Raw genomic sequence first — 22414 nt, 5'->3', positions numbered from 1 at the left:
TTCACGAACGCGACGCCTCACCCTGGGCGAACATCAGCTGGAAGCCTTTCTTCAGCTGCAGGTCGCGGGCGTGCTCGAACGCGGCCAGGGCACTGGCCTGGTCCAGGTACTGCTCGCGGCGCAGCGTGCTGCGGCCGCCGATCTGCCCGCTTTCGCGCACCAGCGTCCAGCCGCCCAGCAGGTCGCGTTCGAGCAGCAACTGCACGAAGCGGGGGGCCTGGTGGCCGTCGGGACGTTGTTGCAGCAGCAGGCGCATGGCCGGCTATTGTAGCCGTGGCGCGGGCGGCGGCCGCGCGTTTCAGGCGCTGCGCAGCACCTCCAGCACGGCCGCCTCCGGCACCCCGGCAAGCAGTCGCGCGGCGCCGGGACCGTCCCACAGCACGAACCGCAGGCCGTTGCCGGCGGCTTTCTTGTCCAGGCGCATGCGCGCCAGCAGCGCCTCGGCCGCCAGCCCGGCCGGCAGCGCGGTCGGCAACCCGAAGCCGGCGAGTAGCGCCTGCAACTGCTGCGCGTGCGCCGGCGCCGCCAGGCCCAGCGCCGCCGACAGCCGCGCGGCCAGCAGCATGCCGATCGCCACCGCCTCGCCGTGGTTGCAGCCCCCGTAACCCTGTTCGGCCTCGATCGCGTGGGCGAAGGTGTGGCCGAAGTTGAGCAGCGCGCGCTCGCCGTGCTCGTGCGGGTCGCGGGCGACGATGGCGGCCTTGTGCGCGCAGCTGCGGGCGATGGCGGCGGCCAGCGCGGCGTCCTCGCGCGCCAGCAGCGCCGCGGTGTGCGCGCGCAGCCAGTCCAGGAACGGCGCGTCCATGATCGCGCCGTACTTGACCACCTCGGCCAGGCCGGCGCGCAGCTCGCGCTCGGGCAGCGTGCGCAGCACCGCGGTGTCGGCGAACACCGCGCGCGGCGGATGGAAGGCGCCGACCAGGTTCTTGCCCTGCGGCAGGTCGATCGCGGTCTTGCCGCCGATCGCGGAATCCACCATCGCCAGCAGCGTGGTCGGCAACTGCACCAGGTCGATGCCGCGCATCCAGCAGGCGGCGGCGAAGCCGGCCAGGTCGCCGACCACGCCGCCGCCGAGCGCGAACACGCAGGCGTCGCGGGTGGCGCCCAGGTCGGCCAGTTCGCGCAGCAGGCCGGCGAAGCCGTCCAGCGACTTGGCCGCCTCGCCGGCGGCGACGCAGGCGACCGCGACCCGCGCCGGCGTGTGCGCCGACAGTGCCGCGACCACGCGCGCGGCGTACCGCGGGGCGACGTGGCTGTCGCTGACCAGCAGCACGTGACGGCCGCGGACCTGCGCCGCCAGGGCGTCGCCGGCGTCGAGCAGGCCCGGGCCGACCTGCACGGCGTAGGGGTGGGCGCCGCCGACCGCGATCGTGCGCACGGCGGCGTTCATGCCGTCGGACCGGCCGCGACGGTGGGGCGCCAGTGCGTCTGCAGCAGCGTCGCCAGCGCGCCGGCGGCCTCCGCCACGGCCAGGCCCCGGGTGTCGAAGGCCAGGTCGGCGACCTGCGCGTACAGCGGCGTGCGTTCGGCCGCCAGCCGCTGCAGCCGTTGCAGGCGGTCGTCGCCCTGCAGCAGCGGCCGGCTGCGGTCGCGCGCCAGGCGCTCGGCCTGCTCCGCCACCCCGACCTGCAGCCAGACCACGAAACCGCGCGCGCGCAATTGCCGGCAGTTGTCCGGATCCAGCACCGCGCCGCCGCCGGTGGCGATCAGGCGCCCGGAGCCGGCCAGCAGCTGCGCCAGCGCCGCGCGCTCGCGGGCGCGGAATCCGGCTTCGCCCTCGTAGTCGAAGATCGCACCGACGCTGGCGCCGGTGCGCAGCTCGATGTCGCGGTCGGCATCGGCGAACTGCAGCCCCAGGCGCTCGGCCAGACGCTTGCCGAGCGAGGTCTTGCCGGCCCCCATCGGGCCGACCAGCACCAGATTGGGGGCGGGATTCATGGCGGCGATGCTAGCAGCGCGCCCGCGCTTGCGCCTGCTTAACGGGCCGGGCATTAGGCTGGCCGGCGGCGGATGTCCGTCGATGCTTAGGGAGAAGGGCCATGTCGGTCGCCAAGATCATCGAACTCAATGCCGCATCCGGCACCAGCATGGAGGATGCGGTCCAGGCCGGGCTCAGCAAGTGCGCCGAATCGGTAAAGAACATCAAGGGCGCCTGGGTCAACGAGATCAAGGTGGTCACCGACGATCGCGGCAACGTCAAGGAGTGGCGGGTGAACCTGCGGATCTCGTTCGTCGTGGAATAGGCGCCTGCGCGCCGGACGGCGGGCACGGCCCGCCGGCTTCCGGCCGGTCCCGCGCCACGGGCCGCGGCCGCCGACCGGTACACTGCGCGGCGTTGGCGGAGGCCGCGTGGCCGTCCCGCGGGAGCAGGCATGGCGTTGCGGATCGCGCTGGCGCAATTCGATTTCCCGGTCGGCGCGGTCGCCGACAATGCGGCGCGCCTCGCCGCGCTGATCGCCCAGGCGCGCGATGAGCTCGGCGCCGGGCTGGTGCTGTTCCCGGAACTGGCCCTGTGCGGCTATCCGCCCGAGGACCTGCTGCTGCGGCCGGCGTTCCTGGCCGAATGCGAGGCCGCGCTGCAGCGCATCGCCGCCGCCACGCACGGTATTGCGGCCGTGGTCGGCTGGCCGCAGGCGGCCGGTGCGGTGGTGTACAACGCTGCCAGCGTGCTGCGCGAGGGCCGCGTCGAGGCCACCTACCGCAAGCGCGAGCTGCCCAACTACGCGGTGTTCGACGAACGCCGCTACTTCGACGTCGACCCCGACGGCGGCCCGTGCGTGTTCGCGGTCGAGGGCGTGCGCGTGGGCCTGCTGATCTGCGAGGATCTGTGGTTCCCGGAACCGCTGGCGCAGACCGTCGCCGCCGGCGCGCAGCTGGTGCTGGTGCCCAACGCCTCGCCGTTCGAGCGCGACAAGCACGCGCAGCGCGACGCCCTGCTGGCGCAGCGCGTCGCCGAGACCCGGGTCGACGGCCGCGGCGCGGCGCTGGCCTACCTCAACCTGGTCGGCGGCCAGGACGCGCTGGTGTTCGACGGCGCCTCGGTGCTGGCCGATGGCGACGGCGTAGTGCATCCGGCCGCCGCGGCGTTCCTCGACGACTGGCTGGTCGCGGACTTCGACCCGGACACGCGCCGCTTCCAGGCGGTGCTGTGGACGGTGGACGGCGACGAGAGCCGCGACGCGCTGGCCTGGCGCGCGGTGGTGCGCGGCACCCGCGACTACTGCCGCAAGAACGGCTTCGAGCGGGTCTGGCTGGGGCTGTCGGGCGGCATCGATTCGGCGCTGGTGCTGGCGCTCGCGGTCGATGCGCTGGGCGCCGACCGCGTCACCGCGGTGCGCATGCCCTCGCGCTACACCGCCGATGTGTCCAACGACCTGGCCGCGCAGCAGTGCGCGTCGTTGGGCGTGCGGCTGCTGGAGTTGCCGATCGAGGCACCGTTCCGGGGCTATCTGGATACCCTCGCGGCGACCTTCGCCGGCCGCCCGGCCGACACCACCGAGGAGAACCTGCAGTCGCGCATCCGCGGCGCGCTGCTGATGGCCCTGTCCAACAAATTCGGCGGCCTGCTGCTGACCACCGGCAACAAGAGCGAATACGCGGTCGGCTACGCCACCATCTACGGCGACATGTGCGGCGGCTACGCCCCGCTCAAGGACCTGTACAAGACCGAGGTGTTCGCGCTGGCGCGCTGGCGCAACACCGTCGGCGGCAGCGCGCCGCACGGCGGCCAGGTGATCCCGCAGGCGGTGATCGAGCGCGCGCCGTCGGCGGAGTTGCGCGCCAACCAGACCGACCAGGATTCGCTGCCGGCCTACGACGTGCTCGACGCGATCCTGCTGCGGCACGTCGACCAGGAGCAGTCGCGCGCGGAGATCGTCGCCGCCGGGTTCGATCCGGACGTGGTCGACAAGGTGCTGCGGCTGGTGCGCACCAGCGAGTGGAAACGGCACCAGGCGGCGCCGGGGCCGAAGGTGTCGCGGCGCGCGTTCGGGCGCGAGCGGCGCTACCCGATCAGCAACGGCTATCGCGAGGGCGACGGGGACGCAGGGAGCTGAGCGAAACGCTTCGCTCCCTGCGTCTTTCGCGTCAGTGACCCAGCGCCGAGCGGTCGCCCGCGAACGGGTTCAGACGGCGCAGGTGCGACGGGTAATCCGGCCAGTCGCCGCTCAGCCACGGGTGCGCGGGGTCGTTCTGCTGCAGCACGCGGCGGGCGTCGGCGGCCAGGGTGGCGTTGCCGAGCCGGGTGTAGGCCTCGCCGAGGGTGGCGACCGCATCGTTCTGGTAGAGGCTCTGCGGATAGGTCTCGAGCACGTACTTGGCGCGGCCGGCCGCGGCCACCCAGGCGCCGCGACGCAGGTAGTACAGCCCGACGTCCAGGTCGTGGCGCGCGAACATGTTGCGCAGCGCCAGCATGCGCTCGCGCGCGTCGGCGGCGTAGCGGCTGTTGGGATAGCGCTCGCCGACGATCTTGAAGTCGTTGTAGGCCTGCTGCGGCGTGGCCAAGTCGCGGCGGCTGGCGTCGAGTTTCCAGACCCGCTGCAGGAACACGGTGTCGCGGCCGGAGTTCACCAGCCCGCGCAGGTAGTACATGTAGGCCGTGTTGCGGTGGGTCGGGTAGGTGCGGATGAAGCGGTCGATGGTGGAGATGGCGTCGTCGTTCTTGCCCGACTTGAACTGGGCGTAGGCGGTTTCCATCAGCGCCTGTTCGGTATACGGCCCGTACGGGTACTGCGCGACCAGGCGCTTGTAGACCGTCAGCGCGCTGCTCCAGTCGCCGTCCACGATTTGCTCGTGGCCTTTCTGGTAGAGCTCGGCGACCGGCACCCCCTCGTTGGCGTCGGCATTCTTGAATACGCCCTTGAGACGGGCACAGCCGGCGCTGCCGAGCACGGCCACGATCAGCAGGAGCAGCACGGGGCGCAACAAGGGGCGTGGGATCATGGACAGGACTGAAGGCGCCGGAGGCACGAAGCGCGGATAATAGCAGGCCGCCAACGCGGTGCCGCCGCGGCCTGCGCGGCGGCTTCCCCGACCCCAGCAGGCTTGTGCCGCATGCCCGAAGATCGCCCCGATCCCGCCGTTGCAGCGCGTCGTGCCGTCGTCCCGGAGGCCGCCGCCGGGCGCCGTTTCGACGCGGTGCTGGCGGAACTGTTCCCGGAATACTCGCGCTCGCGGCTGGCCGCCTGGATCAAGTCGGGCGATGCCCTGCTCGCCGGCGCGCCGGCGCGGCCGCGCGACCCGGTGCGCGGCGGCGAGGCCGTGCTGCTGCACGCGGCGCCGGACACGCAGACCGAAGCCGCGCCCGAGGACATCCCGCTGGCGGTGCTGTACGAGGACCGCGAGGTGCTGGTGCTGGACAAGCCGGCGGGGCTGGTGGTGCATCCGGGCGCGGGCAATCCCGCGGGCACCCTGGTCAACGCGCTGCTGCATCGCGACCCGGCGCTGGCGGCGCTGCCGCGCGCCGGCATCGTCCATCGCCTGGACAAGGACACCTCGGGGGCAATGGTGGTGGCGCGCACGCTGCCGGCGCACACCGCGCTGGTGGCGCAGCTGGCGGCGCGCACGGTGCACCGGCAGTATCTGGCGCTGGTGGTCGGTGCGCTGGTGTCCGGCGGCACCGCGCACGCCGCGATCGACCGCCACCCGCGCGACCGCCTCCGCATGGCGGTGCGCGAGGGCGGCCGCGATGCGGTCACCCACTTCCGCCTGCGCGAGCGCTTCCGCGCGCACACGCTGCTGGAGTGCCGGCTGGAGACCGGCCGCACCCACCAGATCCGCGTGCACATGGCGCACCTCAAGCACCCGATCGTCGGCGATCCGCTGTACGGCGGGCCGCTGAAGCTGCCGCGCGGCGCCGGCGACGCGCTGGTCGCGGCGCTGCGCGGCTTCCGGCGCCAGGCGCTGCATGCCGAGAGCCTGGAGTTCGTGCATCCGGCCAGCGGCGAGCCGCTGCGGGTCGACGCCCCGCTGCCGGCGGACCTGCGCGCGCTGCTGCAGGCGCTGCGCGAGGACGCCGCCGCGCACGCGCAGGCGGGCCGCTGATGGCCGCGGCCGCGGTCGCCGCCAGCGTGCTGCGTGCCGATTGGCCGGCGCCGCCCGGGGTGCAGGCACTGGTGACCCTGCGCGGCCCGGCCGGCGCTTCCGCGCCGCCGTTCGCGCGCTGGAACCTGGGCCTGGGCAGCGGCGACGACGTCGCCGTGGTCGCCGCCAACCGCGCGCTGCTGCAGCCCGGCCTGGGCCTGCCGTCCGCGCCACGCTGGCTGCGCCAGGTGCACGGCGCCGCGGTGGCGATCGAACCTGGCACCGACGAACCCGAAGCCGACGCCGCGGTCACCCGCACGCCGGGCGCGGTGCTGGCGATCCTCACCGCCGACTGCCTGCCGGTGGTGTTCGCCGCCGCCGACGGCAGCGCGGTGGCGGCCGCCCACGCCGGCTGGCGCGGACTCGCCGCGGGCGTGCTGGAGGCGACGGTCGCGGCGTTGCGGGTGCCCCCGGCCGGGCTCCTCGCCTGGCTGGGGCCGGCGGCCGGGCCCGCCGCCTACGAGGTCGGCGCGGAGGTCCGCGACGCGTTCCTCGCGCGCGATCCGGACGCGGCCGCCGCGTTCGCCGCGACCCGTCCCGGGCACTGGCATGTGGACCTGTACGCCCTGGCGCGCCGGCGCCTGCGCGCCGCCGGCCTGGCGGCCGACGCGATCCACGGCGGCGGCTTGTGCACGATCTCCGATCCCGCGCGCTTCTACTCGCACCGCCGCGACCGCCGCAGCGGGCGCATGGCCACCCTGGTCTGGCGTCAGGCTTCCGCCAGCGCGGCGAGGTAGTCGCGGCGCCAGGCGGCGATGTCGTGGGCGAGCAGCGTGTCCATCATCGCCCGCCAGCGTTCGACGCGCTCGCCGTGGCGCATGCGCATGGCGCTGGCGATGGCGTCGGCGACGCCGTCCAGGTCGTAGGGGTTCACCAGTAGCGCGCGGTCGAGTTCGCGCGCGGCACCGGCGAAGCTCGACAGCACCAGCACCCCGGGATCGGCCGGGTTCTGCGCGGCGACGAATTCCTTGGCCACCAGGTTCATGCCGTCGCGCAGCGGCGTCACCAGCCCGACCCGCGCCAGCCGGTAGAAGCCGGTGAGCGTGGGGTGGGCGAAGTTGCGGTTGACGTAGCGCATCGGCGTCCAGTCCGGCTCGGCGTGGCCGCCGTTGACGTGGCCGGCGAGTTGTTCCAGCTCCTGGCGCAGCGCGCGGTACTCGGCGACGTCGCCGCGCGAGACCGGCGCGATCTGCAGGTAGGTGAGCTTGCCGCGCTGCTCCGGGTGCCGTTGCAGGTAGCGTTCGTAGGCGCGGAAGCGCTCCGGCAGGCCCTTGGAATAGTCCAGCCGGTCCACGCCGATCGCCAGCGCGCGTCCGGACAGGCTGTCGCGCAGCCGGCGCACGCTGGCCTTGTCGATCGCCTCGCGCGCCTGCCGCGCGATCAGCGCGGTGTCGATGCTGATCGGGAACGCGCCGGCGCGCAGGCGGCGGCCGCCGGCGGTCTCCAGCACCCCGGGCGCGATCACGTTGCCGCGGCCGAACAGGCGCACGTAGTCCTGGAAGCGCTCCAGGTCGCGCGTGGTCTGGAAGCCGACCAGGTCGTACGCCGACAGCCCCTCGAACAGGCGCCCGTGCTGCGGCAGCGCCGCCAGCAGGTCGGAGGACGGCATCGGCACGTGCAGGAAGAAACCCAGCCGGCAGCGCACGTCGCGCTCGCGCAGCAGCGCCGCCAGCGGGATCAGGTGGTAGTCGTGGACCCAGACCAGGTCGTCCTCGCGCAGCAGCGGCGCCAGTTTCTCCGCGAACAGCGCGTTGACCCGGCGATACGCCGCGTAGGTTTCGCGGCTGTAGTCGACCAGGTCCATGCGGAAATGCAGCAGCGGCCACAGCGAGCGGTTGGCGAAGCCGTTGTAGTAGTCGGCGTGGTCGCGCCGCGACAGGTCGATGGTGGCGTAGCGGATGTCGCCGGCCTGCTGTTCGCGCAGCCTGCCCGAGCGCAGCGGGTCGATCCGGCCGCTCCAGCCGAACCACAGCCCGCCGAACTCCTCCAGCGTGGCCTGCAGCGCCACCGCGAGCCCGCCGGCGCGCGATTCGCCGGGCACCGCCACGCGGTTGGAGACCACCACCAGGCGACCGCCGCGCTCGCGCCCGCTCATACCGCGCTCTGCCACGGCCGGCTCAGCGCCATCGCGGCGATGATCAGGCCCACGTGCGAGTAGGTCTGCGGGAAGTTGCCCCACAGTTCGCCGCCGTCGAATGCCAGATCCTCCGACAGCAGGCCCAGGTGGTTGCGCCGCGCCAGCACCTGCTCGAACATCGCCCGCGCCTCGTCGTGGCGGCCGATCGCGGCCAGTGCGTCGATGTACCAGAAGGTGCAGATGGTGAAGCTGGTTTCCGGCTTGCCGAAGTCGTCGGGCGCGATGTAGCGGTACAGGCCGTCGCCGCGCTTGAGCTCGCGGCCGATCGCCTCGACCGTGGCGACGAAGCGCGGGTCGCGCGGCGCCAGGAAACCCAGGTCCGCCAGCAGCAGCAGCGAGGCGTCCAGGCGCTCGCCGCCGAAAGCGTCGGCGAAGTAGCCGCGCGCCGGGTTCCAGGCCTCGTCCAGCACCCGCGCGCGGATGCTGTCGGCGCGCTCGCGCCAGTAGTCCGCGCGGTCGGACAGCGACAGCCGCGTGGCGATCCGCGCCAGCCGGTCGCAGGCGGCCCAGCACATCACCGCCGAATAGGTGTGCACGTGGCTGCGGCCGCGGAACTCCCACAGCCCGGCGTCGGGCTGGTCGTGCAGGGCGAAAGCGCGCTCGCCCAGCGGCTGCAGGCGCTCGAACATCGCCAGGTCGCCGCGCTGGCGCAGGCGCCGGTCGAAGAACAGCTGCGTGGAGGCCAGCACCACGCTGCCGTAGACGTCGTGCTGCTGCTGCAGCCAGGCCAGGTTGCCGCGCCGCACCGGGCCCATGCCGCGGTAGCCGGCGAGGCTGTCGATCTCGTCCTCGGCCAGGGTCTTCTCGAAGCCGATGCCGTACACCGGCTGTAGTTCCGGATGTTCGCCGGCGACCAGGTTGAAGATGTAGCGGATGTATTCCTCCATGCTGCGGGTCGCGCCCAGGCGGTTGAGCGCACGCACCACGAAGGCCGCGTCGCGCAGCCAGCAGTAACGGTAGTCCCAGTTGCGCGCGGTGCCCGGCGCCTCCGGGATCGAGGTGGTCATGGCGGCGACGATGCCGCCGGTGTCCTCGTACTGGCACAGCTTCAGCGTGATCGCGCTGCGGATCACCGCCTCCTGCCATTCCAGCGGGATCGACAGGTAACGCACCCACTCCAGCCAGTAGGCGCTGGTCTGGCGCTGGGCGTGGTCGACGAAATCGTCCAGCCCGCGGGTCAGGGTCTCGTCGGGGCCGAGCACGAAACGCAGCTCGCGGTCGAGCACGAACGGCAACTCGTCGCGCAGCAGCCGCAGCGGCGCGTCGGTGGTCAGGCGCAGGGTCATCCCCGGCAACAGGAAGCGCAGGTGGTTGCTGCCCCAGGTGCGCTCGGGCACGCGCGCGCCCCAGTCGGCCAGCGGCCGCAGGCGGATGCGCACGCGCGGGCTGCCGGTCAGCGGCCGCAGCCGCCGGACCAGCATCACCGGGCGGTAGAAGCGGCCGTGCTGGCGCCAGCGCGGGGCGAAGTCGATCTGCTCGACGCTGCCGCCGTGAGCGTCGTGCAGCAGCGTGCGCAGCAGCGCGGTGTTGTCCAGGTAATGCTGCTCGGCGTGGGAGAAGTCCTCCAGCTCCACGCTCCAGTCGCCGCCGTCGAGCCGGGGTTGCAGCAGCGCGCAGAACGCCGGATCGCCATCGAACGCCGGCAGGCAGCTCCAGATCACGCGGCCGCGGGCGTCGAGCAGCGCGCCGAAGCTGCCGTTGCCGACCAGGCCGAGGTCGAGGCTGGGGCGTGCGGTCGCCGTCTCGCTCACGGCGCGTCTCCTGCATGGACCGGTCCCGGCCCGGCGGCGCCGAGCCAGCCGCGCACCGCCGCCGGGTTGCGCAGCGCGTAGTGCGCGGCGCTGCGCTCGCGGGCGCCGACCAGCACGCTCAGGCCGCCGCAGGCGTTGACCACGGCGAAACCGCTCTCGTCGGTGAGGTCGTCGCCGGCGAATACCGGCAGGCGGTCGCGGAACGGCGGCTGCTGCAGCAGCGTGCGGATCGCCGCGCCCTTGTCGCCGTCGGCCGGGCGCAGCTCGACCACATGGTCGCCGTGCTGCAGCCGATAGCCGGGCAGCCGCGGCAGCGCGGCCTCGGCGAAGGCGTGCAGCGCGATGCGCGCCGGCGGTGCCGCCCGCCAATGCAGTCCCAGCGCGGCGCCCTTGTCTTCGACGACGACGCCGGGATAGCGCAGCGCCAGGAGCGCGGCCTCCTCGCGGATGCCCGCCAGCGCCGCGGGCGCGACCGGCGCCGGTCGCAGCCGCTCGCCGCTGCGCAGTTCCAGCCCGTGCAGGCCGGCGGCCGGCAGCCGCAGCGGCGCGAACAGTGCATCGATGCCGGCGATCGAGCGACCGCTGACCAGCGCCAGGGCGCCCTGCAGCCGCCGCGCCAGCGCCGCCAGCGTCGCCGGCAAGGCGGCGGGTACCGTTACCGCATCCGGCGCCGCGGCCAGGTCCAGCAGGCAACCGTCCACGTCGAGGAACAGCGCCCAGTCGTCGGCCGGCGCCGGCGGCCGCACCCGTGTCCGAATGCTCGCTGACATGCGGCCATTGTGGCGCAAGGCGGCGTTAGCGGCCCTTCACGCGTTTCTCATCGTCGCGGCGCGTTCGCCGGGTGCATCGGGATCGCCGCGCACCGCGTCTGGCGCGGGATCGCATCGAGGTCGGCGCTTTCCCCGTCCGCATGGCTGCCGGAACCGGCGATGCCCATGCCCTCCGGGCCGTCGGCGCAGGTCGCCGGCGCAGGCGAGCGCTAGCGAAACTCGAACAGCTCGTGGCGCAGGTTTTCCGCGGGCACGCCGTTGGCGGCGAGCTCGGCGCGCACGCGACCGAGCAGGCCTTTCGGGCCGCAGAAGGCCACGTCCACCGCGCGCGGACCGTGTTCGCGGCACAGCGCGGCGAAACGCTCGACGAACGCTGGATCGCCGGGACCACCGGCCACGCCGACCAGCTCGGCGCCGCGTTCGCGCGCCATCGCCTCCAGCACCGGCAGCTCGGGGAACTCGCGGCCGGGGGTGTAGAAGTAGAACAGCGTGACCTTGTGGAAGGCGTCGGCGGCCTGGTCCTGCAGCCAGGCGATGAACGGCGAGATGCCCACGCCACCACCGATCCAGACTTCGCGCGGCGCGGCGGCATTGCGCACGAAGCGACCGTAGGGCGCGTACACGTCCGCGCGCATCCCGGGACGCACCTGCGCCACCAGCTTCGCGGTGAAGTCGCCCAGCGCCCGGACCACGAAATCCACGCGGCCGTCGCCGCCGCTGCCCGAAGCGATGGTGAACGGATGCGGTTCGCGCAGGCCATCGTGCTTCATGCGCAGGAAGCCGAACTGCCCGGGCACGAAGCGCACCGGATGCGCCACCGGCGTCAACTGGATGTGCGCCGCCGCCTGCCCCGGGTCGATCGCCACCACCTCGTACTCGGCCTGCCGCGCGAGCAGCGGATACAGCAGCAGCTTGTACAGCGCGCCCGCCGCCCCCAGCACCGACCAGGTCGCCAGCCACACGCCCGCAGGGCTCTCCAACCGGATCGGCGAGCGGAAGCTCAGCCAGTGCAACACCACCACCAGGAACAGCGGCCCCGACAGCTTGTGCCACCAGCGCCAGACCGAGTAGCGGATGTTGCGGTTGAGCGCGAGCAGCACGATCAGACCCAGCGCCACGTACGACAGCTGGCGCACCAATCGGGTCCAGAATGCCGGCAGCTCCAGGATCGCCGCCACGTCCCAGCCGTCGGCGTCGGCCTTGAACAGGAAGTGCGCGCTGGCCAGTGCCAGCGCCCAGATGCCCAGCCACTTGTGGGCGACGTAGACCCGGTCGAGGCCGCCGAAGGCGTGCTCGACCCAGCGCCAGCGCGAGCCCAGCAGCGCTGCGGCGGCCATCAGCGTCAGTGCCGCGACGCCCGCGGCCAGGCTGAAACCACCCATACCCAGGCGGGTGCCGGCGGGCAGCGCCGCCAGGGTCAACGCCGCGGCCACCGCCGCGGGGCCCGCTACCGCCTGCCATGCCCGGATCGTCATCGCTCAACCTCGGTGCCGGTCGGCGCGGATGTTACCCGCCCGGCTTGCATTCGTGCTTCACGGCCGCACCTCCACGCTATCGCCGGACCTCCGGCCCAACATGGAGTTCGCGTCCATGCGCATGGACAAGCTCACCACCCGCTTCCAGCAGGCGCTGGCCGACGCGCAGTCGCTGGCCGTGGGCCGCGACCACAACCTGATCGAACCGGCGCACCTGCTGGTAGCGCTGCTGGACCAGGCCGGCGGCGGCAGCCGCCCGCTGCTGGCCCAGGCCGGGGTCAACGTGCCGCTGCTGCGCGAGCGCCTGGGCGAGAGCCTGGAGAAGTTGCCGAAGGTGTCCGGCCAGGCCGGCAGCGTCAGTCTCGGCAACGACTTGTCGCGCCTGCTCAACGTCACCGACAAGCTGGCGCAGCAGCGCGGCGACGGTTTCATCGCCAGCGAGCTGTTCCTGCTGGCGGCGGTCGACGACTCCGGCGAGGCCGGGCGTGCGCTGAAGGCCGCCGGCGCCACCAAACAGAAGCTCGAGGCCGCGATCGACGCGATGCGCGGCGGCGAGAAGGTCCAGGACGAGAACGCCGAAGAAGCGCGCCAGGCGCTGGAGAAATACACCATCGACCTGACCGCGCGCAGCGAGAAGGGCAAGCTCGACCCGGTGATCGGCCGCGACGAGGAGATCCGCCGCACCATCCAGGTGCTGCAGCGCCGGACCAAGAACAACCCGGTGCTGATCGGCGAGCCGGGCGTGGGCAAGACCGCGATCGTCGAAGGCCTGGCCCAGCGCATCGTCAACGGCGAGGTGCCCGAGGGCCTCAAGGGCAAGCGCGTGCTGTCGCTGGACATGGGCGCGCTGATCGCCGGCGCCAAGTACCGCGGCGAGTTCGAGGAGCGGTTGAAGGCCGTGCTCAACGACCTGGCCAAGAACGAAGGCCAGATCATCCTGTTCATCGACGAGCTGCACACCATGGTCGGCGCCGGCAAGGCCGAAGGCGCGATGGACGCCGGCAACATGCTCAAGCCTGCTCTCGCCAGGGGCGAACTGCACTGCATCGGCGCGACCACCCTGGACGAGTACCGCAAGTACGTGGAGAAGGACGCCGCGCTGGAGCGGCGCTTCCAGAAGGTGTTCGTCGGCGAGCCGAGCGTGGAGGACACCATCGCCATCCTGCGCGGCCTCAAGGAGCGCTACGCCGTGCACCATGGCGTGGAGATCACCGACCCGGCGATCGTCGCCGCGGCCACCCTGTCGCACCGCTACATCGCCGACCGCCAGCTGCCGGACAAGGCCATCGACTTGATGGACGAGGCCGCTTCGCGCATCCGCATGGAGATCGACTCCAAGCCCGAGGAGCTCGACCGCCGCGAGCGCCGGCTGATCCAGCTCAAGATCCAGCGCGAGGCACTGAAAAAGGAGAAGGACGCCGAATCGAAAAAGCGCCTGGCCGACCTGGAAACCGAGATCGCCGCGCTGGAGCGCGAGTTCAACGACCTGGAGGAGGTGTGGAAGGCCGAGAAGGCGACCTTGCAGGGCGCGACCCGGATCAAGGAGCAGATCGAGGCCGCCAGGCTGGAACTGGAAGCCGCGCAGCGGCGCCAGGACTACGCGCGCATGAGCGAGATCCAGTACGGCACGCTGCCGGCGCTGGAAAAGCAGCTCAACGCCGCGCAGGAGGCCGAAACCCGCGGCTTCACCCTGTTGCAGGACAAGGTCACCGCCGAGGAAATCGCACAGGTGGTGTCGCGCTGGACCGGCATCCCGGTCAGCAAGATGCTCGAGGGCGAGCGCGAGAAGCTGCTGCAGATGGAGGCGCAGCTGCACACGCGCGTGGTCGGCCAGGACGAGGCGATCGAGGTCGTGTCCGACGCGATCCGCCGCTCGCGCGCGGGCCTGTCGGACCCGGGCCGGCCGACCGGCTCGTTCCTGTTCCTGGGGCCGACCGGCGTCGGCAAGACCGAGTTGTGCAAGGCGCTGGCGGAATTCCTGTTCGACAGCCAGGACGCGATGGTGCGGATCGACATGAGCGAGTTCATGGAGAAGCACTCGGTCGCGCGGCTGATCGGCGCGCCCCCGGGCTACGTCGGCTACGAGGAAGGCGGCTATCTGACCGAGGCGGTGCGCCGGCGGCCGTACAGCGTGATCCTGCTGGACGAAGTCGAGAAGGCGCATCCGGACGTGTTCAACATCCTGCTGCAGGTGCTCGACGACGGTCGCCTGACCGACGGCCAGGGCCGCACGGTGGATTTCCGCAACGCGGTGATCGTGATGACCTCCAACCTGGGCTCGCACCAGATCCAGGAGCTCGCGGCGGACGATTCGGCCGAGGCCTACACGCAGATGAAGGCCGCGGTGATGGGCGTGGTGCAGGCGCACTTCCGCCCGGAGTTCATCAACCGGCTCGACGACATCGTGGTGTTCCATCCGCTGGACAAGGCGCAGATCCGGCAGATCGCGAAGATCCAGCTGCGCGGGCTGGAACAGCGGCTGGCCGAGCGCGGGATCGCCATCGCGCTGTCGGAGGACGCCGTGGCCTTGCTCGGCAACGTCGGTTTCGATCCGGTGTACGGCGCGCGTCCGCTCAAGCGCGCGATCCAGCAGCAGCTGGAGAATCCGTTGGCGCAGAGGATCCTCGCCGGCGAGTTCGGCAGCGGCGACACCGTCCACGTCGACGCCGAGAGCGGGCACCTGGTCTTCCGCTGATCGGCTCTTCTCCCGACTCCGGGAATCGGCTTCCGATGGAGTCGCTACCCGGTGGACTCGGGGCGCTGCGTCCGCCTGACGACGTCCTGTCTTCAAGTCGGGGGCGGGCCATGTCTGGCTTGCTCTCGTGTAATCGGCTTCGGCAGGAGTCGCCGCCCGGCGGGCTGGGGGTGCTGCGCCCTCCTGACGACCTCCTGTCTTTAAGTCGGGTCGTGGGCCATCCATGGCCCACTCTCCGCACCCCCAGCCCGCCGGGCGGCGACTTCGCGAGCTTGGAGTTCATCGCTTCTGGCTGGTTTTCTCTACAAGCGCCGACTCACTGTGCAGAAGCCGGCGGCCCGGGCTGTGCGGGACCGTCGGCGGCATGGATGCCGCCGAGGAGCCTACAGGGATGTATTTACGGCGTGTCCCGCGCAGGCCGGGCCACCGGCTTCCCCTGCAGAGGTTTCCGCGCTTGAGGGATGTATTCACTGCGCGTCCCACACAGGCCGGGCCGCCGGCTTCCCCCACGAAGGCTTCCGCACTTGAAGGGAAGTCTTCGCGCCGTGCCCAGCACAGGCCGAACCGCCGGCTTTCCCGCCCGGCTTCATGCGAAGGAGAAAGGGCGCCGCGGGCGAACGGGCGTCAGGCACGCGCGGGGCGGTAGGGCGGGGTTGCCATCACCATTTCCGCGAGCGAGTAGGCGAGTTCGCGTTCGGCCAGGACCGCGGCGTCGGCGCCGCGCTCCAGCAGGTGCTTGACCTGGGCATCGCTGTGCGCACGCGCGAGCACGGTGATCGCCGGATTGAGCAGCTTCAGCCGCGCGATCGTCTCGCCCGCCTCCAGCGCCTGCGGGATGGCGAACACCGCCAGTTTCGCCCGCTCCGGCGCGGCCTCCAGCATCACCCGCTTGTTCGCCGCGTTGCCGCGAATCGTCGGCAAGCTGTGCGCACGCGCGCGCTCGGCCAGGTCGGCATCGTCCTCGATCACCACCAGCGGCACGCCGCGCTCGTGCAGCAGCCTGGCCAGCTCGCTGCCGACGCGGCCGTAGCCGATCACGATCGCGTGCCCGTCGATGTCCATCGGCACGACGTCGGGTTCGGGCGGGGTCTCGCGCCGGATGCGCGCATCCTCGCGCGCGTCCTGCCGCGCTTGCCAGCGGTCCAGCAGCATGAACAGGACCGGATTGAGCATGATCGAGATCAGCGCGCCGGCGAGCACCAGGCTGTATCCGTCCCGGGGCAGGATCCCCAGCGTCAGCCCCAGCCCGGCGATGATGAAGGCGAACTCGCCGATCTGCGCCAGGCTGGTGGAGATGGTGAGCGCGGTCGAGTTGGGATGGCCGAACGCGCGCACGATCACGTAGGCCGCCGCCGACTTGCCGAACACGATGATCAGCGTCGTCGCCAGCACCTGCAGCGGATGCTCGACCAGGATGCGCGGGTCGAACAGCATCCCGACCGAAACGAAGAACAGCACCGCGAACGCGTCGCGCATCGGCAGCGAGTCCTGCGCCGCCTGGTGGCTGAACTCGGACTCGTTGAGCAGCATGCCGGCGAAGAACGCGCCCAGCGCGAACGACACCCCGAACAGCTCGGCCGAGCCGAACGCCACGCCCATCGCGATCGCCAGCACCGCCAGCGTGAACAGCTCGCGCGAGCCGGTGCCGGCGGTGCGCGCCAGGATCCACGGGATCGCCTTGCGCCCGATCAGCAGCATGAAGGCCACGAACGCGACGACCTTGCCGAGGGTGAGCGCCAGCGCCTGCCACACGCCGCCCGCATCGGGCTTGCCGTCGAACGCGCCGGCCAGCGCCGGGATCAGCACCAGCGCCAATACGCAGGCCAGGTCCTCGACGATCAGCCAGCCGACCGCGATCTTGCCGCGGCGGGTGTCGAGCAGGCGCCGTTCCTCCATCGCCCGCAACAGCACCACGGTGCTCGCCGTCGCCAGCGAGAAGCCGAACACGATGCCCTCGATGTGCGACCAGCCCATCAGTTCGGACAGGCCCCAGCCCAGCAAGGTCGCCACTGCGATTTGCGCCAGGGCGCCGGGGATGGCGATGTTCTTCACCGACATCAGGTCGCGCAGCGAGAAATGCAGGCCGACCCCGAACATCAGCAGGATCACGCCGATCTCGGCCAGTTGCGGCGCGATCTCGGCATCGCCGACGAAGCCGGGCGTGAACGGCCCGGCCAGCACGCCGGCCAGCAGGTAGCCCACCAGCGGCGACAGCCGCAGCCGGTTGGCCAGCGCGCCCAGCACGAAAGCCAGCACGAAGCCGAACACGAGCATGGCGATCAGCGAGGTGTGGTGCGGCATCCGGATTCCGGGCGGGGGCAGGGGCGGGAGTGTCGCCGCTGCGCCGGTCGGCGCGCAAACGCCCGGCCCGGGCGGGGCCGGTACGGTCGCGCGTCCGCACCCGGGGCCGGCCCGCGCGGCGCCGGCCGGCGCGGCGGCAACGCGGCGCCCGCATCGGCCGGCGGCGCGCGGGGCGCCAGCGAGCGGCCGGTACAATGCGCGGATGATTTCCTTCCGCAATTTCGCCCTGCGCCGCGGCGAGCGCCTGCTGCTGTCGGACGTCGACCTGACCCTGCACGCCGGCTGGCGGGTGGGCGTGGTCGGCCGCAACGGTACCGGCAAGTCCTCGCTGTTCGCAGCGCTGATGCGCCAGCTGGAGCCGGACCGCGGCGAACTGGAGCTGCCGGGCAAGGCGCGCATCGCCTGGGTGGCGCAGGAAACCCCGTCGCTGCCGGATTCGGCGCTGGACTTCGTGCTGTCCGGCGACGCGGCGGTGCATGCGGCGCTCCAGCTGGAAGCCAACGCCTTCGCCAGCGAAGACTGGGAAGCGGTCGCGGCCGCGCACCAGCGGCTGGAGGAGCTCAACGGCTACGACGCCAGCGCGCGCGCCGGACGCCTGCTGCACGGCCTCGGGTTTCCGGCGGACACGCACGCCAGGCCGGTGGCGGCGTTCTCCGGCGGCTGGCGCGTGCGCCTCAACGTCGCCCGCGCGCTGATGACGCCCAGCGACCTGCTGCTGCTGGACGAGCCGACCAACCACCTGGACCTCGATGCGGTGCTGTGGCTGGAGCAGTGGCTGCTGCGCTACCCGGGCACGCTGCTGGTGATCTCGCACGACCGCGAGTTCCTCGACAACGTCGCCACCCACACCCTGCATCTCAACGACGGTCGCGCCAGGCTGTACGCCGGCGACTACACCGACTTCGAGCGCCAGCGCGCCGAGCAGCTGCGCCAGCAGCAGATCGCGCACGACAAGGAGCAGGCCGAGCGCGCGCACCTGCAGAGCTTCATCGACCGCTTCAAGGCCAAGGCCAGCAAGGCGCGGCAGGCGCAGTCGCGGATCAAGCGCCTGGCCAAGCTCGCCGGCACCGAGGCGGTGCGCGTCGAGCGCGCGCTGCGGATCGAATTTCCGCAACCGGCGCGGATGCCCAACTCGCTGCTGCGGCTGGAGCACGCCGATTGCGGGTACCGGCTGCCGGAGGCCGAACAGGCCGGCGCCGCGCACGCGGCCGCGGCCGCTTCCGCTTCCGCGCAGCACGCGGGACATTCGGCCGTCATCCTGCATGACGTCGGCTTCGGCCTGGAAGCCGGCGACCGCGTCGGCCTGCTCGGCCCCAACGGCGCCGGCAAGTCGACGCTGGTCAAGACCCTGGTCGGCGAGCTGCCGCTGCTGACCGGCGAGCGCAACGCCCATCCGGACATGCGCATCGGCTATTTCGCCCAGCACACGGTGGAGTCGCTGCGCGCCGGGCAGTCGCCGGTCGACCATCTGCGCGCGCTGTCGCCCGACGCGCCGACCCAGGCGTTCCGCGACTTCCTCGGCAAGTGGAACTTCCCCGGCGACCGCGCCTTCGAGTCGATCGACAGCTTTTCCGGCGGCGAGAAGGCGCGCCTGGCGCTGGCATTGATCGCCTGGCGGCAGCCCAACGTGCTGCTGCTGGACGAGCCGACCAACCATCTGGACCTGGACATGCGCGAGGCGCTGGCCGAGGCGCTCTCCGACTTCGACGGCGCGATCGTGCTGGTCTCGCACGACCGCCACCTGATCGGGCTGGTATGCGAGACGTTCTGGCGCGTGGCCGGCGGCGCGGTCGAGGCCTTCGACGGCGACCTCGACGCGTACGCGGCATGGCTGCGCACGCGCCCGGGCGGCGAGGCGGACAAGGCCGCGAAGCCGGCGAAAGCCGCCGCCGTGCCGGCGCCGCCGCCGCGACCGGCGGCGCGGGTCAACCCGCACAAGCTGGCTCGGGCCGAGGCGCGCGTGGCCGAGCTGGAAACCCGGCTGGCGGCGCTGGAAGCCGAGCTCGCCGATCCGCAGCTGTATGCCCGCGACCACGGCGCGCGGGCCACGCAGCTGGGCCGCGAGCGCGGCGAACTGCGCGCCGCACTCGACCGCGCCGAACAGGAGCTGCTGGCGCTGTACGCCGCCGCGGCCTGAGTCCGCTGCTGCGACCCGGCCGGAACAACGCCGCCGGCGCGGCATCCGCGACACGCGCCGTCGCGCGCGCTGCCGCGTCGTCCGGGTCAGTCCTTGAGGAAGTATTCCACCGTCGTCACCACCCGCACCTTTTTCACTTGCGGGCTGCTCTGGTCGCGGTCGCTGATGCTGACCACGCCCTGGTTGGCGCTGCGGATGCCGCCCAGGCGCGCGCCGGAGTCCTTGGCGAACTGCTCCGCCGACTCGCGCGCATTGGCGGTGGCTTCGGCGATCAGCGCCGGCTTGATGTCGTTGAGCCGGGTGTAGTCGAACGCCGGGCCGCCGCCGCCCGGATCGCCTTCGCTGCCCAGCATCACCCCGCGGGCGACCAGCTCGCCGCTGCGGCGCAGGACCGCCAGCGCCTGGGCGACGTTGCTGGTGCGCAGGGCGACCGTGTTGGCGTAGCGGTAGCGCTCCGGCGGCCGGTTGTCGCCGAAGGCCCAGGCCCAGCGGTCCTCCAGCCGCGGCGGCGAGACCACGATCTCCTCGGGCTTGAATCCGGCCTCGGCGAAGAACGCCCGGATGCTGGCGGTGTTGGCGTCGAGGTGGCGCTGCACCTCCGCCAGGTCGTTGCCGCTGACGGTGTGCGGCAGCGGCCACACCACCAGGTCGGCGTCGACGATCTTTTCCGCCGAGCCCTTGACGGTGACGTAGCGGTCCTGGGTTTTCAGCCGCGCCATGCCCTGCGCGGCGAACCAGCCGGCGCCGAGCAGGCCGAGCGCGAGCAGCAAGGCGGCGACGATGGAGCGGGGGCTGTTGGGGGTCATGGCCGGCGCCTCGCGGATCGGGGTGGGGCGAGTGTAACCGGGGGATCCGTGCGCGACGCGAAGTCGCGCGGCTTGATTGCGCGGCCGCAGGCCCCAAAATGGGGGCAGGTTTTCCGCGTTGCCCCTCCCGCCATGCCGATATACGCTTTCCGTTGCGCCGCCTGCGGCCATCAGTTCGATCGCCTGCAGAAACTCTCCGATCCCGACCCGGCTGCCTGCCCCGACTGCGGCGCGGCCGCCGTGCGGCGCCAGGTGACCGCGCCGAGCTTCCGCCTGGCCGGCAGCGGCTGGTACGAGACCGACTTCAAGAAAGACCACAAGCGCAACCTGGCCGGCGACGGCGCCAAGCCGGCCGGGCACAAGCCCGCGGATGCCAAGCCCGCCGCGGCCAAGTCCGCCGAGGCCAAGCCGAAGGCGGACGCGTAACCGCTAGAATGACGGGCTGTTCCTGCCGGCCCCCATTCCGATGCGTACCCATTTCTGCGGCCTGATCGACGAGTCCCTGGTCGGGCAGACCGTGACCCTGTGCGGCTGGGCCGATGTCGCCCGCGACCTCGGCGGCCTGTGCTTCATCGACCTGCGCGACCACGAGGGCATCGTCCAGATCGTCGCCGAGCCGTCGGATGCGCCCGGCAACGGCGCGGTGCTCGCCACCGCCGCGCGGGTCGGTTACGAGGACTGCCTGCGCGTCACCGGACGCGTGCGTCGGCGCCAGAGCGTCAACGCCAAGATCCGCACCGGCCAGGTGGAAGTGGTCGCGACCGCCATCGAGGTGCTGAACAAGGCCGAGCCGCTGCCGTTCCACGCCCACGAGAACGCCGGCGAGGACATCCGCCTCAAGTACCGCTACCTGGACCTGCGCACGCCGAAGATGCAGCGGATGCTGCGCACGCGCATCCGCCTGGTGCAGGCGCTGCGGCGCTGGCTCGACGCGCGCGGCTTCCAGGACATCGAGACCCCGATCCTGACCAAGGCCACGCCCGAGGGCGCGCGCGACTTCTTGGTCCCGGCGCGCATGCACCCGGGCGAGTTCTACGCGCTGCCGCAGTCGCCGCAGCTGTTCAAGCAGATCCTGATGGTTGCCGGCTTCGACCGCTACTACCAGATCGCGCGCTGCTTCCGCGACGAGGCCCTGCGCGCCGACCGCCAGCTCGAGTTCACCCAGCTGGACATGGAGTTCGCCTGGGTCGACGAGCAGATCGTGCAGGACACCACCGAGGCGCTGATCCGCGACGTGTTCCGCGAGGTGATGGGCGTCGAACTGGCCGACCCGTTCCCGCGCATGACCTGGGCCGAGGCGATGCGCCGCTACGGCTCCGACAAGCCGGACCTGCGCATCGCGCTGGAGCTGGTGGACGTGGCCGACCTGGTCAAGGACTGCGGCTTCAAGGTGTTCGCCGACTGGGCCAGTGCCGAAGGCGGCCGCGTCGCCGCGCTGCGCATCCCCGGCGGCGCCGCGCTGTCGCGCAAGCAGATCGACGAGTACGCCGCGCACGCGGCCAAGTTCGGCTCCAAGGGCCTGGCCTACGCGAAGCTCGACGAGGCCGGCGCGGTCAACTCGCCGATCGCCAAGTTCTTCGACGAAGCGGCCTTCGCCGCGCTGCTGCAGGCCACGGGCGCAGGCAAGGGCGACCTCGTGTTCTTCGGCGCCGGCCCCTACCGGACCGTCAGCGACTTCATGGGCGCGGTGCGGCTCAAGGCCGGCAAGGACTTCGGCCTGGTGGGCGCGGGCTGGAAGCCGTTGTGGGTCACCGACTTCCCGATGTTCGAGTGGGACGAGGAGGAACAGCGCTACGTCGCGCTGCATCACCCGTTCACCGCGCCGGCGGTGGACGACGAGGCCGACCTGCGCGCGAATGCCGCGACCGCGGTCAGCCGCGGCTACGACATGGTGCTCAACGGCAACGAGATCGGCGGCGGCTCGATCCGCATCCATCGTTCGGCGATGCAGTCGGCGGTGTTCGAACTGCTCGGGATCGGCGCCGAGGAAGCCCGGGCCAAGTTCGGCTTCCTGCTCGACGCGCTGAAGTACGGCGCGCCGCCGCACGGCGGCATCGCCTTCGGCATCGACCGGATCGCCGCGCTGATGGCCGGCACCGACTCCATCCGCGACGTCATCGCCTTCCCCAAGACCACCAGTGCGCAATGCCTGCTGACCGACGCGCCGTCGCCGATTCCGGACCCGCAGCTGGCTGAGGTGCACGTCGCGGTGCGGAAAACGCCGGAATCGGAAAACCCGGGGTCGAGGTAGGATTTCCCGC

At 72.1% G+C, this 22414-nt stretch carries 18 protein-coding genes; 8 read left to right on the top strand and 10 right to left on the bottom strand.

Annotated elements, in window-relative coordinates; translation table 11 throughout:
- Nucleotide 1 precedes the first annotated feature (1 nt).
- Genes D0Y53_RS01320 through D0Y53_RS01310 form a run of 3 tightly spaced genes read right to left on the bottom strand, consistent with a single transcriptional unit; the run spans nt 2 to nt 1938 of the window.
- Nucleotides 2-256 (bottom strand): WGR domain-containing protein, encoded by a 255-nt coding sequence (locus D0Y53_RS01320; RefSeq protein ID WP_117201305.1) that lies wholly within the window; start codon nt 254-256, stop codon nt 2-4.
- 42 nt (nt 257-298) lie between these two features.
- Nucleotides 299-1390, bottom strand: a complete 1092-nt coding sequence (gene aroB, locus D0Y53_RS01315) for a 3-dehydroquinate synthase (RefSeq protein WP_117201304.1) — start codon at nt 1388-1390, stop codon at nt 299-301.
- Entirely contained in the window at nt 1387-1938 is a 552-nt protein-coding gene (locus D0Y53_RS01310; RefSeq protein WP_117201303.1) for a shikimate kinase, read from the bottom strand. Before D0Y53_RS01310 ends, aroB begins: the two co-directional genes overlap by 4 nt.
- Nucleotides 1939-2039: 101 nt before the next feature.
- Here D0Y53_RS01310 and D0Y53_RS01305 point away from each other — a divergent pair, with 101 nt between their 5' ends.
- On the top strand, nt 2040-2243 hold the full coding sequence (locus tag D0Y53_RS01305) for a dodecin family protein (protein ID WP_117201302.1): 204 nt from the start codon (nt 2040-2042) through the stop codon (nt 2241-2243).
- A 129-nt stretch (nt 2244-2372) separates the two neighbouring features.
- Nucleotides 2373-4055 carry an NAD+ synthase gene (locus D0Y53_RS01300; protein ID WP_117201301.1) on the top strand — a complete coding sequence of 561 codons (1683 nt, stop codon included), beginning with the start codon at nt 2373-2375 and terminating at the stop codon, nt 4053-4055.
- A gap of 31 nt (nt 4056-4086) precedes the next feature.
- Here the strand turns inward: D0Y53_RS01300 and D0Y53_RS01295 are convergent, their stop codons facing one another.
- On the bottom strand, nt 4087-4941 hold the full coding sequence (locus D0Y53_RS01295) for an outer membrane protein assembly factor BamD (protein WP_117201300.1): 855 nt from the start codon (nt 4939-4941) through the stop codon (nt 4087-4089).
- Between the two features lie 111 nt (nt 4942-5052).
- On the opposite strand from D0Y53_RS01295, the gene rluD reads away from it, so the two are divergent.
- Complete coding sequence (gene rluD / locus D0Y53_RS01290; RefSeq protein ID WP_117201299.1) at nt 5053-6042, top strand: 23S rRNA pseudouridine(1911/1915/1917) synthase RluD; 990 nt, start codon at nt 5053-5055, stop codon at nt 6040-6042.
- Complete coding sequence (gene pgeF, locus D0Y53_RS01285) at nt 6042-6818, top strand: peptidoglycan editing factor PgeF (RefSeq protein WP_117201298.1); 777 nt, start codon at nt 6042-6044, stop codon at nt 6816-6818. Before rluD ends, pgeF begins: the two co-directional genes overlap by 1 nt.
- Here the strand turns inward: pgeF and otsA are convergent.
- The 4 genes from otsA to D0Y53_RS01265 all read right to left on the bottom strand — a co-directional run bounded on the left by otsA (nt 6791) and on the right by D0Y53_RS01265 (nt 12214).
- Nucleotides 6791-8176 carry an alpha,alpha-trehalose-phosphate synthase (UDP-forming) gene (gene otsA, locus D0Y53_RS01280; RefSeq protein ID WP_117201297.1) on the bottom strand — a complete coding sequence of 462 codons (1386 nt, stop codon included), beginning with the start codon at nt 8174-8176 and terminating at the stop codon, nt 6791-6793. The two genes, pgeF and otsA, sit on opposite strands and share 28 nt — an antisense overlap.
- Entirely contained in the window at nt 8173-9969 is a 1797-nt protein-coding gene (locus D0Y53_RS01275) for a glycoside hydrolase family 15 protein (RefSeq protein ID WP_233511585.1), read from the bottom strand. The genes otsA and D0Y53_RS01275 overlap by 4 nt, the downstream gene beginning before the upstream one ends.
- Complete coding sequence (gene otsB / locus D0Y53_RS01270) at nt 9966-10739, bottom strand: trehalose-phosphatase (protein ID WP_117201296.1); 774 nt, start codon at nt 10737-10739, stop codon at nt 9966-9968. Before otsB ends, D0Y53_RS01275 begins: the two co-directional genes overlap by 4 nt.
- Before the next feature lie 209 nt (nt 10740-10948).
- Entirely contained in the window at nt 10949-12214 is a 1266-nt protein-coding gene (locus tag D0Y53_RS01265; protein WP_117201295.1) for a ferredoxin reductase family protein, read from the bottom strand.
- A gap of 115 nt (nt 12215-12329) precedes the next feature.
- Here D0Y53_RS01265 and clpB point away from each other — a divergent pair, with 115 nt between their 5' ends.
- On the top strand, nt 12330-14909 hold the full coding sequence (clpB, locus tag D0Y53_RS01260) for an ATP-dependent chaperone ClpB (protein ID WP_117201395.1): 2580 nt from the start codon (nt 12330-12332) through the stop codon (nt 14907-14909).
- 624 nt (nt 14910-15533) lie between these two features.
- On the opposite strand, the gene ybaL is transcribed toward clpB, so the two are convergent.
- The gene (ybaL, locus tag D0Y53_RS01255; protein ID WP_117201294.1) at nt 15534-17210 is read right to left on the bottom strand and encodes a YbaL family putative K(+) efflux transporter; all 1677 of its coding nucleotides are present in this window, start codon (nt 17208-17210) and stop codon (nt 15534-15536) included.
- Nucleotides 17211-17412: 202 nt separating this feature from the next.
- Between ybaL and D0Y53_RS01250 the strand changes: the two genes are divergently transcribed.
- Nucleotides 17413-19347, top strand: coding sequence for an ABC-F family ATP-binding cassette domain-containing protein (locus D0Y53_RS01250; RefSeq protein ID WP_117201293.1), 1935 nt, complete (start codon nt 17413-17415; stop codon nt 19345-19347).
- A gap of 86 nt (nt 19348-19433) precedes the next feature.
- On the opposite strand, the gene D0Y53_RS01245 is transcribed toward D0Y53_RS01250, so the two are convergent.
- On the bottom strand, nt 19434-20153 hold the full coding sequence (locus tag D0Y53_RS01245) for an SIMPL domain-containing protein (protein ID WP_158550546.1): 720 nt from the start codon (nt 20151-20153) through the stop codon (nt 19434-19436).
- A 132-nt stretch (nt 20154-20285) separates the two neighbouring features.
- On the opposite strand from D0Y53_RS01245, the gene D0Y53_RS01240 reads away from it, so the two are divergent.
- Both D0Y53_RS01240 and aspS read left to right on the top strand, forming a co-directional pair.
- Nucleotides 20286-20579 carry an FmdB family zinc ribbon protein gene (locus D0Y53_RS01240; RefSeq protein ID WP_117201394.1) on the top strand — a complete coding sequence of 98 codons (294 nt, stop codon included), beginning with the start codon at nt 20286-20288 and terminating at the stop codon, nt 20577-20579.
- 40 nt (nt 20580-20619) lie between these two features.
- Nucleotides 20620-22404: an aspartate--tRNA ligase gene (gene aspS / locus D0Y53_RS01235; RefSeq protein WP_117201291.1), complete on the top strand. Its 1785-nt coding sequence runs from the start codon at nt 20620-20622 to the stop codon at nt 22402-22404.
- Nucleotides 22405-22414: the final 10 nt, after the last annotated feature.

Source organism: Cognatiluteimonas weifangensis (genome assembly GCF_003416885.1).
Classification (GTDB): Bacteria; Pseudomonadota; Gammaproteobacteria; order Xanthomonadales; family Xanthomonadaceae; genus Cognatiluteimonas; species Cognatiluteimonas weifangensis.
The sequence above is the reverse complement of the archived record's forward strand: the minus strand, read 5'-3'. Positions and strand labels throughout refer to the sequence as shown.

What these genes read in the sequence shown, in the direction of transcription:
- D0Y53_RS01320 (WP_117201305.1), bottom strand. Translation starts at nt 256, where the DNA reads ATGCGCCTGCTGCTGCAACAACGTCCCGACGGCCACCAGGCCCCCCGC.
- aroB (WP_117201304.1), bottom strand. Translation starts at nt 1,390, where the DNA reads ATGAACGCCGCCGTGCGCACGATCGCGGTCGGCGGCGCCCACCCCTAC.
- D0Y53_RS01310 (WP_117201303.1), bottom strand. Translation starts at nt 1,938, where the DNA reads ATGAATCCCGCCCCCAATCTGGTGCTGGTCGGCCCGATGGGGGCCGGC.
- D0Y53_RS01305 (WP_117201302.1), top strand. Translation starts at nt 2,040, where the DNA reads ATGTCGGTCGCCAAGATCATCGAACTCAATGCCGCATCCGGCACCAGC.
- D0Y53_RS01300 (WP_117201301.1), top strand. Translation starts at nt 2,373, where the DNA reads ATGGCGTTGCGGATCGCGCTGGCGCAATTCGATTTCCCGGTCGGCGCG.
- D0Y53_RS01295 (WP_117201300.1), bottom strand. Translation starts at nt 4,941, where the DNA reads ATGATCCCACGCCCCTTGTTGCGCCCCGTGCTGCTCCTGCTGATCGTG.
- rluD (WP_117201299.1), top strand. Translation starts at nt 5,053, where the DNA reads ATGCCCGAAGATCGCCCCGATCCCGCCGTTGCAGCGCGTCGTGCCGTC.
- pgeF (WP_117201298.1), top strand. Translation starts at nt 6,042, where the DNA reads ATGGCCGCGGCCGCGGTCGCCGCCAGCGTGCTGCGTGCCGATTGGCCG.
- otsA (WP_117201297.1), bottom strand. Translation starts at nt 8,176, where the DNA reads ATGAGCGGGCGCGAGCGCGGCGGTCGCCTGGTGGTGGTCTCCAACCGC.
- otsB (WP_117201296.1), bottom strand. Translation starts at nt 10,739, where the DNA reads ATGTCAGCGAGCATTCGGACACGGGTGCGGCCGCCGGCGCCGGCCGAC.
- D0Y53_RS01265 (WP_117201295.1), bottom strand. Translation starts at nt 12,214, where the DNA reads ATGACGATCCGGGCATGGCAGGCGGTAGCGGGCCCCGCGGCGGTGGCC.
- clpB (WP_117201395.1), top strand. Translation starts at nt 12,330, where the DNA reads ATGCGCATGGACAAGCTCACCACCCGCTTCCAGCAGGCGCTGGCCGAC.
- ybaL (WP_117201294.1), bottom strand. Translation starts at nt 17,210, where the DNA reads ATGCCGCACCACACCTCGCTGATCGCCATGCTCGTGTTCGGCTTCGTG.
- D0Y53_RS01250 (WP_117201293.1), top strand. Translation starts at nt 17,413, where the DNA reads ATGATTTCCTTCCGCAATTTCGCCCTGCGCCGCGGCGAGCGCCTGCTG.
- D0Y53_RS01245 (WP_158550546.1), bottom strand. Translation starts at nt 20,153, where the DNA reads ATGACCCCCAACAGCCCCCGCTCCATCGTCGCCGCCTTGCTGCTCGCG.
- D0Y53_RS01240 (WP_117201394.1), top strand. Translation starts at nt 20,286, where the DNA reads ATGCCGATATACGCTTTCCGTTGCGCCGCCTGCGGCCATCAGTTCGAT.
- aspS (WP_117201291.1), top strand. Translation starts at nt 20,620, where the DNA reads ATGCGTACCCATTTCTGCGGCCTGATCGACGAGTCCCTGGTCGGGCAG.